Source organism: Microlunatus speluncae (assembly GCF_009299835.1).
GTDB lineage: Bacteria > Actinomycetota > Actinomycetes > Propionibacteriales > Propionibacteriaceae > Microlunatus > Microlunatus speluncae.
This window is the reverse complement of record NZ_VKCZ01000007.1, coordinates 27291-42729: the sequence shown is the minus strand read 5'-3', so window position 1 is coordinate 42729 and position 15439 is coordinate 27291. Positions and strand designations below refer to the sequence as shown.

Genomic DNA, 15439 nt, shown 5'->3' with positions numbered 1-15439 from the left:
GCCGCCATCCCCGCCGGGGCATGACGATTCGATCATGACCGATACAGCAGCCATCATCGACCAGTACAACGCCGCCTTCCTCGAGCGCGCCCCGGAGAAGCTCGTCGACCTCATCGCCGCCGACTGCGTGATGGAGGGCACCGGCCCGGAGCCCGACGGCAACGTCTGGACCGGCTACGACGAATGCCTCGCCGGCTGGCAGGGCCTGGCCACCGAGCCATCGATCCGGTTCGAGGTCGAACACGTCGACATCGACGGTGACCGCGCCGTCATCCGGTGGCGGATCACGGGTGCCGAGAACTACCGGGGCGTGAACCTGATGAAGGTCCGCGACGGCAAGATCATCGAGGCGCTCGGGTACGGCAAGCGTCCTTGATCAACTCCCGGTCCCGAACGCCCAGGCCACCATCAGCGGCAGCTCCTCGCGCCAGAACGGATCACCGTGATCACCGGCCCGCTCGGTCATGATCACGTCCGCCCCGGCATCGCGCAGCGCGTCGGCCCAGCGGGCCGCGTTCTCCTGGAAGAAGGGCTCCTCGGTGCCGGCCACCAGATAGGTGCGCGGCACCGAGCCCTGCAGGTCGCCGGGCGGCCGGTAGCCGCCGCCGGGCGACGCGCTGAAGATCGCGCCGTAGCGGTCCGGATGCCGGTGCCCGATGGCCAGCGCCAGCTCGGCGCTGGCCGAGACCCCGAACACGGCCGTCCGTTCGGCCGGCAGCGCGACGTCGAACCGCGACCTGGTCCACTGGCCGAGGCTCTCGACGAAGAACTTCTCGTGCGCGCCGAACCGGTCCGCGTCGAAACCCGGGGAGTACTCGTGCAGCCGGGCCAGCTCGTCGTCCAGCCGGTGCGCGGCGATGATCATGGTCGGCGGCACGTCGGCCTCGTTCAGGAAGGTGCCCCAGGGCCCGATCAGCTGACCGTCGCCGGCGTAGATGATCACCTCCGCCGGCTCGGCCGGCAGATAGGCCGTCACCTTCCGGCCGCCGTCGTAGTCGAGCGTCTCGGTGACGAGCTCTCCCGTGCTGGATGTCATCGGCTCTCCATGATCAGTAGCGGCGCCGGCCGCGCCGGTAGGGGGTGAAGGTGCTCGGTTCCTCGTTGCCGATCCAGTCGCCGTCGGCCAGCCGGCGGAGGCTGGCGGCCAGGTCGAAGCTGAGCCACCGGGACAGCTGGGGGTGGGCGTGGTGTTCCCAGAGACCGTACGGCCCGCGGCGGGTCTCCAGCCAGCCGACCAGCTCGCGGATCCGGCGATCCTCGGGCGAGACGCCACAGCGCGACGCCAGGTCGAGCAGGAAGGCGAGATCGAAGGTGACATAGAAGGTGACCTGGCCCTGGGCCCGCTCCAGGCCGATCAGCCGGGACAGCTCCCAGCCGAGCGTCGTCTCCTCCCGCGTCTCCCGGGCGAGCAGATGATCGACGCCGATCCGGGCGGCCTCGGACCGGCGGCGCTCGGGGTGCAGCGCCAGGCAGGCGACCGCGCCGGTGGTGGCCGAGCGGCAGCCCTCGCCGCGGGTCAGCCGCCGGTATTCACGTTCCGGCTCCGTCGGCCGGCCGGGCCCGCCGAGGTCGCCCTTGGGTCCGGCCGGCCACGATCCGTCGGGCAGGCGCGCCCCGACGAGCCAGTCGTAGCCGCGCTCGGCCCGCGGATCGGTGCCGAAGCCGGCTGCCGCGATGCCCCGCAGCGGCACCGCCGTCCGAACGGTGATGAACCGGGCCCCTTCCGGCTGCGCCGACCGGGGCGCGACCTTCCGGCGGCCGGCGCGACCGGGCCGATCAGCGGGATCATCGGCCGTCGGCCACGAACCGTCCGGCAGTTGCCGCTCGAACAGGCCCTCGACGGCGGCGCCGAGCTCCGGCCCGGCATAGCCGAGCTGGGCCAGCCGGCAGAGCAGATAGCCGACGGTGCGCGGGCTGTCCTCGGCCGCCAGCCGGCCCAGCAGGGCGCGGACCGGCCCGGACGCGCCGACCTCCGCCCGCCAGGCCACCACATCCTCATCGTCGGGCGGCAGGCCGTCGAGCTCGACCGCGGCCCGCAGCCGCAGCGACGGCGACGGGTCGCCGAGCACCAGCGCGGTCATGATCGTTTCCTCGTTCATGATCATCCGAGGGCCTCGGCCAGGAACGGCGCGGTGGCGGTCGAGGCCGCGGCGAGCGCCTCCGGCGGCCCCTCGAAGACGATCGTGCCGCCGTCGGGTCCGGCGCCGGGCCCGAGCTCGATCAGCCAGTCGCAGCCGGCCAGCAGCAGCGGATCGTGCTCGACCACCAGGACGGTGTTGCCGGCGTCGACGACCGCGTCCAGGGCGCCGGCCAGCACGGCGACGTCGGTGACCTGCAGGCCGACGGTCGGCTCGTCGAGCACGTACAGGCTGCCGGCCGAGCCGGGCCGGGCGAGCTCCTTGGCCAGCTTGAGCCGTTGCGCCTCGCCGCCGGACAGGCTCCAGCCCGGCTGCCGGACGATCAGATAGCCGAGCCCGAGCCGGAGCGCGACGTCGCCCGCCCGGCGCACCGCGGGGAGGTCGCCCCACTCGTCCACCAGTTCGGCGACGGACAGCCCCTCCAGCTCGGCCAGGGTCCGGTCGCGCTCGACCAGGGCAGCGACCTCGTGCCGGTAGCCGGACCCGCCGCACGCCTCGCAGGCCTGGGTCACCGCCGGCAGGAACGCCATGTCCTGCTGCCAGGCGCCCTTGCCGCGGCAGGCATCGCAGCCGTAGCCGAGGTCCTTGATCGTGAGGCCCTGCTCGCGGGCCGCCTCGCTCGCGGCGAACGATCGGCGGACCGCGTTGATCAACCCGAGGAACAGGCCGGGCGAGGTGATCTCGGCCCGGGTCTGGTCGGCGACGACGGTCCGCTCGGGCGCGCCCACCAGGGTGTCGTGGCTGCCGGGGTCGACCCGGATCACCCCGCTGCCGGTGTAGTCGGTCCTGGGCCGGGTCAGCGCCAGCGCGATCGTGTCGACGACGAGCGACGATTTCCCCGACCCGGACACGCCACACACCCCGACCTGGACCCCGAGCGGCAGTCGTACGTCGACGCCGCGCAGGTTGTGCTCGCGGGCGCCGGTGAGCTGCAGCCAGCCGGTCGGCTCGCGGCGGCGATCGCGGCGCGGGATCGAGGCCCGACCCTCGAGCACGGCCCGGGTCACCGACCGCGGGTCGTCGAGCTCGATCAGCCGGCCGCCGGACCGGCCGGGACCGGGGCCGATCTCGATCACGTCGTCGGCGGCCCGGATGAGAGTCGGGTCGTGCTCGACGGCGATCACCGTGTTCCCGGCGTCCCGCAGCTCGGTCAGCGTCCGGGCCAGCGCCTCGACCTCGGTCGGATGCAGACCCCGGCTCGGCTCGTCGAGCAGCACGGTCATCCCGACCAGACCGCCGCCGAGCACCGAGGCGAGCTTGATCCGCTGCGCCTCGCCGGCGGACAACGACCAGGTCTGCCGGTTCAGGTCGAGGTAGCCGAGCCCGACACTGCGCAGGAAGCCGAGCCGCTGCAGCGCGGCGGTGCGGGCCTGCGCCGCCTGCTCGTCGGCCGGCTCGGCCAGCGCCCTGAGCACGTCCTCGAGCTCCGCGAACGGTGCCGCGAACAGGTCGGCGCGGTCGCGGCCTTCGATCTTGATCGTCAGGAACGGCGCGCGCAGCCGGGCCCCGTCGCACTCCCGGCAGCTGAACACCCGGGTCACCTCGCCGCCGAGATCGTGCTGGGCCCAATGGTTCAGCCCGACGAACAGCGGCGATTCCACCCGATCATGATCAGCCCGGGCCGGGATGCCGTTCATGATCAACTGCCGGATCTCGTCGCTCAACTCGGCCCACGGCGTGCTGGCCGGGTCGAACTCGTACCTCTCGCCGAACGCCTGCAGGACCCGGTTGCTGGTGACCACCTCGGGCCGGAACCAGGACAGGGGGCCGACGAAGCAGTGGGTGAGCGGTGCGTCGGGCCGCACCACAGCGTCGAGGTGATACTCCCGTTCGACGCCGAGCCCCAGGCACTGTGGACAGATCGCCAGCGGCGACCCGAGCACGTGCCGCGGCTCGATCGGGACGGCGCTGGTGCCGCAGTCCGCGCAGGCCCAGGCCGCCTCCGGTGCGGCCGACGTCCGGCGGACCTCGGCGCCGCCGCAGGCGAGACAGGTGCGCACTCCGGCGCGGGCCAGCACCACGGCGATCAGCCGGTCCAGGTCGCTGGACCGACCGACGGTCGCCCGGGCGGCCTGCCAGCGCCCGGGTCCACCCGGCGCGGCGATGGTGCCGGTCGCGTCGATGGTCATCGTCGGGCCCAGCCCGGCGAGCGTGTCGACCGGAGCTTCCGGGCCTTCGCGGACCGACTGCCGCTCGTACACCGAAAGACATTCGAGCAACCGTCGTTCGGCCTCCGCGGCGACGACATCGCGGACCAGGGACGACTTGCCCGAGCCCGAGACGCCGGTCACCACGGTGAATCGACCCTTCGCGAAGCTGACGTCGAGGTTGCGCAGGTTGTGGGCGCGGGCGCCCCGCACCTCGATCGAGGCACTGGACCGGCGGCCGGGTCGCGCCCTGGCCCGGGGCCGCGGCGGCACGGCCCGGTCAGGGACGGGGCGGCCGCAATGCTGCAGCCGTCCGCCCATCGGGCCACCGCCCGGGCCAAGGTCGATCCGCCAGTCGGCGGCGGCGATCACGTCGGCCTGGTGTTCCACCACGACCACGGTGCAGCCGGCTGCCGTCAGCCGGTCGAGCACGGTCAACAGCCGGTCCAGGTCGCCCGGATGCAGGCCCGTCGTCGGCTCGTCGAGCAGGATCAGGTCTCCGGCCTTGGCCCTGGCCACCTCCCGGGTGAGCCGGATCCGTTGCGCCTCACCGCCGGACAGGCTGGGCGAGGGCTGCCCGAGCGTGACGTAACCGAGCCCGACCTCACGCAGGGTGTCGAGGATCCGCGTCACCGGTGGCTGCTCGGCGAACAGCGCGTGGGCCTCGTCGACGCTCAGCTCCAGCACGTCGGCGATCGATCGCCCGGCCCAGGTCGCGGCCAGCACCTCCGGCCGGTAACGGCGGCCCGCGCAGGACTCGCAGGGCACCCAGATCGGTGCCAGGTCGCTGAGGCTGATCGCGATCGATCCCATCCCTTCGCACTCCGGGCACGCCCCTTCGGGCCGGTTGAAGGTGAACTCCGACGCCGGCCGGCCGGTCTGCTCGGCGAACACGTCCCGGATCCGGTCGAACACCTTCGTGTACGTCGCGGGGTTGGATCGCGGGTTGTTGCCCAGCGGCTTCTGGTCGACGGCGATCGCTCGTACCTTCGGCGCCTCGAACGCCGCGCAACCCACCGGGCCCTTGCTCCGCAGGGACTCCAGCAGCACGTCCCGCGCCAGCGTCGTCTTGCCCGCCCCCGACGGTCCGGTGATCACGGTCAGCGCGCCCAAGGGCAGCTCGCAGTCGATGCCGCGCAGGTTGCGCAGGCCGGCGCCGGTGATCATGATCCGTTGATCACCGACCGACCGGGACGTGCGCGGGCGCCGGGTCGACGCCGAGAAACCGCGGCCGGAGGCAGTGTCGGCCCGCCACAGCGCGGCCGGCGGGCCCTGGAAGACCAACTCGCCGCCGCCCCGGCCGCCGGCCGGGCCGATCTCGACCACGTCGTCGGCCAGGGCGATCGCGGTGCGGTCGTGTTCGACCATCAGCACCGGGCCCGGCAACGACGCCAGCGCCTCGAGCAGGGCGGCGAGATCGCTGTGGTGCAGCCCGATGGTCGGCTCGTCGAGGACGTGCAGCAGATCCTCCAGCCGGCCGCCGAGCACGACCGCGAGCCGGGTCCGCTGCGCCTCGCCGCGGGACAGCGTCGGCATCGACCGGTCCAGCGCGAGATGGCCCAGGCCCAGCGTGACCAGCGGCCGCAGCCGCCGCAACAACTCGTCCCGGACCCGCGCCGCGGGGCGGCCGAGCCCCAGTCCCTCGACGAACTCGAGCACTTCACCGACCGAGCGGGCCAGCAACTCGGTCAGGGTGAGACCGGCGATCCGATGCGAGGCGGTGGCCGGGTCGTCGCCGTCCCGGAAGGCCGACGGCTGCAGCGGCCGTACCCACGCGGAGCAGCTCGGACAGATCGGCTCCCGCAGCACCGGCGTCCCGCCCAACCGGACCTCCGGCGAGCCGAGCGCGTCGGCCCGCTCCAGGGTGGCCCGGATCTCTGCCGCCGACGCGCCCGGCGGCAGGGTGGCGACCCGGACCACGATGTCGTGCGGCACCTCCGGATCCAGCTTCGGCACCCGGCCGGACGCGGTCGCCGACCATGGCCGGCCGTCGATCGTGACTCCGTCGAACCGGCCGCGCAGGCTCGCCAGCAGCCGAGCGTGGCTTCGGGTCAGACCGCGCACCACGGCCACGTCGACTGTCAGCCCGTCCGTGCCGGCGAGCAGCTCGACGGCGATCGCCAGCCGCTCCTCCCGCGACACGGCCCGCACCGGCACCCCGCAATCGGGGCAGCCGACCGCGGCGAAGCGGGCGTACAGGATGCGCAGGAACGGGTGCAGGCCGACCGACGTGGCGACCGTCGACGCCGGATTGACGTTGAGCACGTTCTGTTCGATCGCGACCGCCGGCCCCAGCCCCTCGATCCCGCGCACCCGAGCGGCCGGCATCCGCGCCACGGCCCGGCCGAGGCCGAGCGACTCGACGAACCGCCGCCGCGCCTCGGCATAGACGACATCGAACGCGAGCGACGACTTGCCCGACCCCGAGACGCCGACGACGGCGGTCAGCCCCGGCCCGAGCGTCACGTCGAGGTCCCGCAGGTTGTGCTCGGCAGCGCCGAGAACCCTCAGTTCGCTCATCGTTGATCCCGGCCCAACCTCGTGTCGCCCTGCCCAGCTTGCCGTTTCCCGGCGCCCTGGCCCGCCGGGAAACTCAACCTATCTAGGCGTTCCGACACTGCCTACCGGGCACCGAAGGCGATCAGCGCCCAGCAGAGGCAACCGAAGCCGAGCGTGTGCAGCCAACTGCGCAGCGCGTTGTACCGGTTCCAGGGCTTCTCGAACCGCGCCCGCGTCCGGCCGGCCTGATCGAGATCGGACCGGTCCAGCATCCGGTTGAGGGGCATGTTGCCGGCACCGGTGACGATGATCGCCGCCAGGTTGAACCCGAACCCGAGTGCGGTCGGCAACAGCACCGAGCCCTGACCGCCGAGCAGGACTGCCGCGGCCACCCCGCTGAGCGCCACACATCCCAGGTAGGGAAGGAGGAAGCCGCCGTTCAGGATGTTGATGTTGACCTGCTGCGTGAAGTGCACATAGGTCCGGTCGTCGACCTGGCGCAGCGCGGTCACCACCGCGACGTGATAGCCGTAGAACAGCCCGGCGATGAGGCCGGTGGTGATCGTGGCCGAAACGAGTGCGATGAGTTGGACCGTGTCCATGACCCCTCCTGAGGCGGTGGTTTCCGTGCTTCTGGGGACAATTCCATCGCGAAGTCGTGAGACGAACCATGTGCCCGGCGCCCGATTCCATGTCTGAGCGTCTCGCTCGCCCGTGGCGGAGAGGGGCACGGTCGTCGTGGGCCGTACGCGACTGTGGTTCGTAAGCGTTTACCGGCGGTTCGAGGCCTCTGCGGGCCGAACCGAGGTATGCTGTGGGAACGCGCTCGATTTGACCGCGCTGGTCAGTGCTGCCCACAGGTCTTTACATTTCGCGTCCGAGCGGTTACGCTGTTTTCTTGCCCTCCGCATACTCGACGACCCGTTGGTTTGACACGGGCCCTTTTGCGTGCGCGGAGGTCACAGTTGTCCCCAGTTTGAACTTGTTCGACCCGTTCGATCTCAACTGAATAGCACTGATACACCCCGCGAGCCCTTCGGAAGGACCCCTCTCTTGGCCGCCTCGCGCACTGCCCAGAAGAACCACGTCGTATCCAACACCGGTCGTATTTCTTTCGCCAAGATCGCCGAACCCATGGAGGTTCCGAATCTGCTCGACGTGCAGATCGAGTCCTTCGACTGGTTGATCGGCAACGAGGTCTGGCGGGCGCGGGTCGAGGCCGCACTCGCGGAGGGCCGCACCGACGTCAACACCAAGTCGGGGCTGGAGGAGATCTTCGAGGAGATCTCCCCGATCGAAGACTTCTCCCAGACCATGTCGCTGTCGTTCCGCGACCATCGGTTCGAGCCGCCGAAGAACACGGTGGAGGAGTGCAAGGATCGCGACGTCACCTACGCCGCGCCGCTGTTCGTGACCGCGGAGTTCATGAACAACGAGACCGGCGAGATCAAGAGCCAGACGGTCTTCATCGGCGACTTCCCGCTGATGACCGACAAGGGCACCTTCATCATCAACGGCACCGAGCGGGTCGTCGTGTCCCAGCTGGTCCGGTCCCCGGGCGTCTACTTCGAGACGACCGCCGACAAGACGTCGGACAAGGACATCTACACCTGCAAGATGATCCCGTCCCGCGGCGCCTGGCTCGAGTTCGAGATCGACAAGCGGGACCTGGTCGGCGTCCGGTTGGACCGCAAGCGCAAGCAGAACGTCACCGTGCTGCTCAAGGCGCTCGGCTGGACCGACGCACAGATCCTCGAGGAGTTCGGCGAGTACGAGTCGATGCGGCTCACCCTGGAGAAGGATCACACTTCCACCCAGGACGAGGCCCTGCTCGACATCTACCGCAAGCTGCGTCCGGGCGAACCGCCGACGCGCGAGGCCGCCCAGGCCCTGTTGGAGAACTACTACTTCAACCCGAAGCGGTACGACCTGGCCAAGGTCGGTCGTTACAAGATCAACAAGAAGCTCGGGCTGGAAGAGCCGTTCGACGCCCAGGTGCTGAAGGTCGACGACATCGTCGCCGCGATCCGCTTCATCGTCGCGCTGCACGAGGGCAAGGAGACCCTGGACAGCCCGCGCGGTGATCTTGTGGTCGAGGCCGACGACATCGACCACTTCGGCAACCGGCGGCTGCGTACCGTCGGCGAGCTGATCCAGAACCAGCTGCGCACCGGCCTCGGCCGGATGGAGCGCGTGGTCCGGGACCGGATGACGACCCAGGACGTCGAGGCGATCACGCCGCAGACCTTGATCAACATCCGGCCGGTGACCGCGGCGCTGAAGGAGTTCTTCGGCACCTCGCAGCTGTCCCAGTTCATGGACCAGATCAACCCGATCGCCGGTCTGACCCACAAGCGGCGCCTGAACGCGCTCGGCCCGGGTGGTATCTCCCGCGACCGCGCCCAGATGGACGTCCGCGACGTGCACACCTCGCACTACGGCCGGATGTGCCCGATCGAGACGCCGGAAGGCCCGAACATCGGCCTGATCGGCTCGCTGGCGAGCTTCGCCCGGGTGAACTCGTTCGGCTTCGTCGAGACGCCGTACCGCAAGATCGTCAAGGGCAAGGTCACCGACCAGATCGACTACCTGACCGCGGACGAAGAGGACCGGTTCGTGGTCGCGCAGGCCAACGCCAAGCTGACGGCGGACGGCAAGTTCGCCGAGCAGCGGGTGCTGGTGCGCAAGCGGCACGGCGACACCGACGAGGTGAACGCCGACGAGGTCGACTACATGGACGTCTCGCCGCGCCAGATGGTGTCGGTGGCGACCGCCATGATCCCGTTCCTCGAGCACGACGACGCGTCCCGCGCGCTGATGGGCTCGAACATGCAGCGGCAGGCCGTTCCGTTGGTCCGTTCCGAGGCGCCGGTGGTCGGCACCGGCATGGAATACCGGGCCGCGGTCGACGCCGGGGACGTCACCACCGCCGTCCAGGCCGGCGCCGTCACCTCGGTGACCGCCGACCTGATCGACATCGCGCACGACGACGGCACCTACAAGACGTACCGGCTGTCGAAGTTCCGCCGCTCCAACCAGGGCAGCAGCATCAACCAGCGGCCGCTGGTCAGGGCCGGCGACCGGGTCGAGAAGGGCGATCCGCTCGCCGACGGCCCGTGCACCGACGCCGGTGAGATGGCGCTCGGCAAGAACCTGCTGGTCGCGTTCATGCCGTGGGAGGGCCACAACTACGAGGACGCGATCATCCTCAGCCAGCGGCTGGTCCAGGACGACGTCCTCACCTCGATCCACATCGAGGAGCACGAGGTCGACGCCCGGGACACCAAGCTGGGTGCGGAGGAGATCACCCGCGACATCCCGAACGTCAGCGAAGATCAGCTGGCCGACCTGGACGAGCGGGGCATCATCCGGATCGGTGCCGAGGTCGGCGCCGGCGATGTGCTGGTCGGCAAGGTCACCCCGAAGGGCGAGACCGAGCTGACCCCGGAGGAGCGGCTGCTCCGTGCGATCTTCGGTGAGAAGGCGCGCGAGGTCCGCGACACCTCGATGCGGGTGCCGCACGGCGAGTCCGGCACCGTGATCGGCGTCCGGGTCTTCGACCGGGATTCCGACGACGAGCTGTCGCCGGGCGTCAACCAGCTGGTCCGGGTCTACGTGGCCCAGAAGCGCAAGATCTCCGACGGTGACAAGCTCTGTGGCCGGCACGGCAACAAGGGCGTCATCTCCAAGATCCTGCCGGTCGAGGACATGCCGTTCATGGAGGACGGCACCCCCGTCGACATTGTGCTCAACCCGCTCGGCGTGCCGAGCCGGATGAACATCGGCCAGGTGCTGGAGACCCATCTCGGCTGGATCGCCAAGAGCGGCTGGGACATCTCCGAGGCCAAGGGCGAGTGGGCCGACCGGCTGCGCGAGGTCGGGCTGGAGCGGGTCGAGCCGAATTCGCGGCTGGCCACGCCGGTCTTCGACGGCGCGACCGAGGAGGAGATCACCGGGCTGCTCAGCAACACGCTGCCCAACCGGGACGGGATCCGGGTCGTGAACGGCGACGGCAAGGCCAACCTGTTCGACGGCCGCACCGGCGAGCCGTACCCGGCCCCGGTCGGGGTCGGCTACATGTACATCCTGAAGCTGACCCACATGGTCGACGACAAGCTGCACGCCCGCTCGACCGGCCCGTACTCGATGATCACCCAGCAGCCGCTCGGTGGTAAGGCGCAGTTCGGTGGCCAGCGGTTCGGCGAGATGGAGGTCTGGGCACTCGAGGCGTACGGCGCCGCCTGGGCTCTGCAGGAGCTGTTGACGATCAAGTCCGACGACGTGCCGGGCCGGGTCAAGGTGTACGAAGCCATCGTCAAGGGCGAGAACATCCCCGAGCCGGGCATCCCCGAGTCGTTCAAGGTGCTGGTCAAGGAGATGAAGTCGCTCTGCCTGAACGTCGAGGTGCTGTCGAGCGACGGCAGCACGGTCGAGCTGAGGGATTCGGACGAGGACAACTACCGCGCCAGCGACGAGTTCGGCATCGATCTTTCGCGGCGCCCGAACGAGTCCCTCGGCGGAGTCGAAGAGGTCTGACGGTCCGTGCCGGGCCCACCGAGTGGGCCCGGCATCGACCCGTCGGTCATCACACCTGAACCAACGCGAAGCAATACGAGCTAAAGAAGAGAAGAGATAAAACGTGCTCGACGTGAACTTCTTCGATGAGATCCGGATCGGCCTGGCCACCGCCGACGACATTCGCACCTGGTCCCATGGCGAGGTCAAGAAGCCGGAGACCATCAACTACCGCACGCTCAAGCCCGAGCGTGACGGTCTGTTCTGCGAGAAGATCTTCGGTCCCACCCGGGACTGGGAGTGCTACTGCGGCAAGTACAAGCGGGTCCGGTTCAAGGGCATCATCTGTGAGCGCTGCGGCGTCGAGGTGACCCGGTCCAACGTCCGGCGGGATCGGATGGGCCACATCGAACTGGCCGCCCCGGTCACCCACATCTGGTACTTCAAGGGCGTCCCGTCCCGGCTGGGGTACCTGCTCGACATCGCGCCGAAGGACCTGGAGAAGGTCATCTACTTCGCCGCGTACATGATCACCGAGGTCGACGTCGACGGCCGCCATCGCGATCTGTCCTCGCTCGAGGCCAAGATCGACGTCGAGCGCAAGCAGCTCGAAGGCCGGCGCGACTCCGACATCGAGAACCGGATGCGCAAGCTCGAAGAGGACATGGGCGCGCTCGAGGCCGAGGGTGCCAAGGCCGACGCGAAGCGCAAGGTCCGCGAGGGCGCCGAGCGCGAGGTCAAGCAGCTGCGTGACCGGGCTCAGCGTGAGCTGGACCGGCTGGACGCGGTCTGGGACCGGTTCAAGAACCTCAAGGTGCAGGATCTCGAGGGCGACGAGGTGCTCTACCGGGAGATGAAGACCCGGTTCGGCAAGTACTTCGCCGGCTCGATGGGCGCGGACGCGATCAAGAAGCGGCTCGAGACCTTCGACCTGCACCAGGAAGCGCTGAACCTGAAGGACACGATCCAGAACGGCCGCGGCCAGCGCAAGACCCGCGCGCTGAAGCGGCTGAAGGTCGTCTCGGCGTTCCTGAGCACGAAGAACAGCCCGGTCGGCATGGTGCTCGACTGCGTCCCGGTGATCCCGCCTGAACTGCGGCCGATGGTCCAGCTCGACGGTGGCCGGTTCGCCACGTCGGATCTGAACGACCTGTACCGCCGGGTGATCAACCGGAACAACCGGCTGAAGCGCCTTCTTGATCTTGGTGCGCCGGAGATCATCGTCAACAACGAGAAGCGGATGCTGCAGGAGGCCGTCGACTCGCTGTTCGACAACGGCCGTCGCGGTCGTCCGGTCACCGGCCCGGGCAACCGGCCGCTGAAGTCGATCTCCGACATGCTCAAGGGCAAGCAGGGCCGGTTCCGTCAGAACCTGCTCGGCAAGCGCGTCGACTACTCCGGTCGTTCCGTGATCGTGGTCGGCCCGCAGCTCAAGCTGCACCAGTGCGGTCTGCCGAAGGCGATGGCGCTGGAGCTGTTCAAGCCGTTCGTGATGAAGCGGCTGGACGATCTCAACCACGCCCAGAACATCAAGTCCGCGAAGCGGATGGTGGAGCGGCAGCGGCCGGTCGTCTGGGACGTCCTGGAAGAGGTCATCGCCGAGCACCCGGTGTTGCTGAACCGCGCACCGACCCTGCACCGGCTGGGCATCCAGGCGTTCGAGCCGCAGCTGATCGAGGGCAAGGCCATCCAGATCCACCCGTTGGTCTGTACGGCGTTCAACGCCGACTTCGACGGTGACCAGATGGCGGTGCACCTGCCGCTGGGCGCCGAGGCGCAGGCCGAGGCCCGGATCCTGATGCTGTCGACGAACAACATCCTGAAGCCGGCCGACGGTCGCCCCGTCACCATGCCGACCCAGGACATGATCATCGGCATGTACTTCCTGACCACGGAGCGGGAAGAGACCGCCGGTGCGGGCCGCATCTTCTCCTCGATCCCGGAGGGCCTGATGGCCTACGACCGGGGCGAGCTGAACGTGCAGGCCCCGATCAAGCTCCGGCTGTCCGGGATCGCCGCGCCGGAAGGGCAGGAGCTGCGCGAGGACGGCACGATCCTGCTGCAGACCACCCTCGGACGCGCCCTGTTCAACGAGGCGCTGCCGGCGGACTACCCCTTCTGCAACTACGAGGTGGGCAAGAAGCAGCTGGGCCACATCGTCAACGATCTGGCCGAGCGCTACCCGAAGGTCGAGGTGGCCGGCTGTCTGGACGCGTTGAAGGATCTCGGTTTCCACTGGGCCACCCGGTCCGGTGTCACCGTGTCCATCGGCGACGTGGAGACCCCGCCGGACAAGCCGCAGATCCTGGCCGGCTATGAGGAGCGCGCCTCCAAGATCGACAAGCAGTACGACCGCGGCCTGATCACCGAGGACGAGCGGCGTCAGGAACTGATCGAGATCTGGACCGACGCGCTGAGCAAGGTCGGCGTCGCGATGGAGAAGAACTTCACCAAGACGAACCCGATCTTCATGATGGTCGACTCGGGTGCCCGCGGAAACATGGTGCAGATGCGCCAGATCGCGGCCATGCGAGGCCTGGTGGTGAACCCGAAGGGCGAGATCATCCCGCGCCCGATCAAGGCGAACTTCCGCGAAGGCCTGTCCGTGCTGGAGTACTTCATCTCCACCCACGGTGGCCGGAAGGGCCAGGCCGATACCGCTCTGCGTACCGCCGACTCGGGCTACCTGACCCGTCGTCTGGTGGACGTCAGCCAGGATGTGATCATCCGCGAGGAGGATTGCGGCACCGAGCGCGGCCTGACCAAGATCATCGCCCGAGAGGTCGACGGCAAGCTGGTCCTCGACGAGCATGTCGAGTCGGCGGCCTACGCCCGGACCCTGGCCACCGATGTCACCAACGACAAGGGTGACGTGTTGCTGGCGGCCGGAGCCGATCTGGGCGACATCAACATCGCCAAGCTGGTCGAGGACGGCGCGACCACCGTACGGGTGCGCAGCGTGCTCACCTGTGAGGCGGTCAGCGGCACCTGCGCCATGTGCTACGGCCGTTCGCTCGCCGCCGGCAAGCTGGTCGATGTCGGCGAGGCCGTCGGTATCGTCGCCGCGCAGTCGATCGGTGAGCCCGGCACCCAGCTGACGATGCGTACCTTCCACACCGGTGGTGTGGCCGGTGACGACATCACGCAGGGTCTGCCGCGAGTCCAGGAGCTGTTCGAGGCCCGGGTCCCGAAGGGCAAGGCGCCGATCGCCGAGGCCGCCGGCCGGGTCGAGGTCGTGGACAGCGATCGGTCCAAGAAGCTCGTGGTCACGCCGGACGACGGCTCCGAGCCGACCGAGTACACGGTGATCCGCCGCGCTCGGCTGCTGGTCGAGGACGGCGACCGGGTCACGGTCGGGCAGCAACTCACCGCCGGTACGGCCGATCCGCAGGACGTGCTCCGCATCCTCGGTGTCCGCAAGGTGCAGGAGCACCTGGTGGACGAGGTGCAGTCGGTCTACCGGACCCAGGGCGCGCCGATCCACGACAAGCACATCGAGGTCATCATCCGGCAGATGCTGCGCCGGGTGACGGTGATCGAGTCCGGCGACTCGAAGCTGCTCACCGGTGACCTGGTGGACCGGCTGCGCTACGAGGCGGAGAACCGCAAGGTCGTCGCCGAGGGCGGCACCCCGGCCTCCGGTCGTCCGGTGCTGATGGGCATCACCAAGGCGTCGCTGGCGACCGAGTCGTGGCTGTCGGCGGCCTCCTTCCAGGAGACCACCAAGGTGCTCACCGACGCGGCGATCCACGGCAAGTCGGATTCGCTGGTCGGCCTGAAGGAGAACGTGATCCTGGGCAAGCTGATCCCGGCCGGCACCGGCCTGGACCGGTACCGCAACATCCGGGTCGAGCCGACCGAGGAGGCGAAGGCACAGGCGTACTCGATGGTCGGGTACGACCCCTTCGACTACGACTTCGGCTCCGGTTCCGGTGCCGCGGTCCCGCTCGAGGACTACGACCTGGGCAGCGACTACCGCTGACCACCTGAACACCGGCTCGACCGAACACCGAAGCACCGAACACCCCTCCCGGCCCCGTTCCCGGGAGGGGTGTTCGTCATCTCCGCCACCCACCCCAACAACCCCGACTTGTCAGAACTAGGGCATGCTCTGGCGTCCCCTAGTTCTGACAAGTCGGG

7 protein-coding genes are annotated in these 15439 nt (G+C 69.5%); 3 read left to right on the top strand and 4 right to left on the bottom strand.

What is annotated here, in order from left to right; all coding sequences use genetic code 11:
- Window positions 1–34: 34 nt before the first annotated feature.
- Complete coding sequence (locus FNH24_RS09810) at window positions 35–376, top strand: nuclear transport factor 2 family protein (RefSeq protein ID WP_152362001.1); 342 nt, start codon at window positions 35–37, stop codon at window positions 374–376.
- On the opposite strand, the gene FNH24_RS09805 is transcribed toward FNH24_RS09810, so the two are convergent.
- The 4 genes from FNH24_RS09805 to FNH24_RS09790 all read right to left on the bottom strand — a co-directional run bounded on the left by FNH24_RS09805 (window position 377) and on the right by FNH24_RS09790 (window position 7386).
- Window positions 377–1036 (bottom strand): alpha/beta hydrolase, encoded by a 660-nt coding sequence (locus FNH24_RS09805; RefSeq protein ID WP_152362000.1) that lies wholly within the window; start codon window positions 1034–1036, stop codon window positions 377–379. It abuts the gene before it with no gap.
- Between the two features lie 13 nt (window positions 1037–1049).
- Window positions 1050–2105, bottom strand: coding sequence for a prenyltransferase/squalene oxidase repeat-containing protein (locus tag FNH24_RS09800; RefSeq protein ID WP_152361999.1), 1056 nt, complete (start codon window positions 2103–2105; stop codon window positions 1050–1052).
- Window positions 2102–6805, bottom strand: a complete 4704-nt coding sequence (locus tag FNH24_RS32430; protein WP_152361998.1) for an ATP-binding cassette domain-containing protein — start codon at window positions 6803–6805, stop codon at window positions 2102–2104. Before FNH24_RS32430 ends, FNH24_RS09800 begins: the two co-directional genes overlap by 4 nt.
- Window positions 6806–6906: 101 nt before the next feature.
- The gene (locus FNH24_RS09790) at window positions 6907–7386 is read right to left on the bottom strand and encodes an anthrone oxygenase family protein (protein ID WP_152361997.1); all 480 of its coding nucleotides are present in this window, start codon (window positions 7384–7386) and stop codon (window positions 6907–6909) included.
- Between the two features lie 451 nt (window positions 7387–7837).
- On the opposite strand from FNH24_RS09790, the gene rpoB reads away from it, so the two are divergent.
- Window positions 7838–11320 carry a DNA-directed RNA polymerase subunit beta gene (rpoB, locus tag FNH24_RS09785; RefSeq protein ID WP_152361996.1) on the top strand — a complete coding sequence of 1161 codons (3483 nt, stop codon included), beginning with the start codon at window positions 7838–7840 and terminating at the stop codon, window positions 11318–11320.
- Window positions 11321–11423: 103 nt separating this feature from the next.
- Window positions 11424–15281 (top strand): DNA-directed RNA polymerase subunit beta', encoded by a 3858-nt coding sequence (locus FNH24_RS09780; RefSeq protein WP_152361995.1) that lies wholly within the window; start codon window positions 11424–11426, stop codon window positions 15279–15281.
- Window positions 15282–15439: the final 158 nt, after the last annotated feature.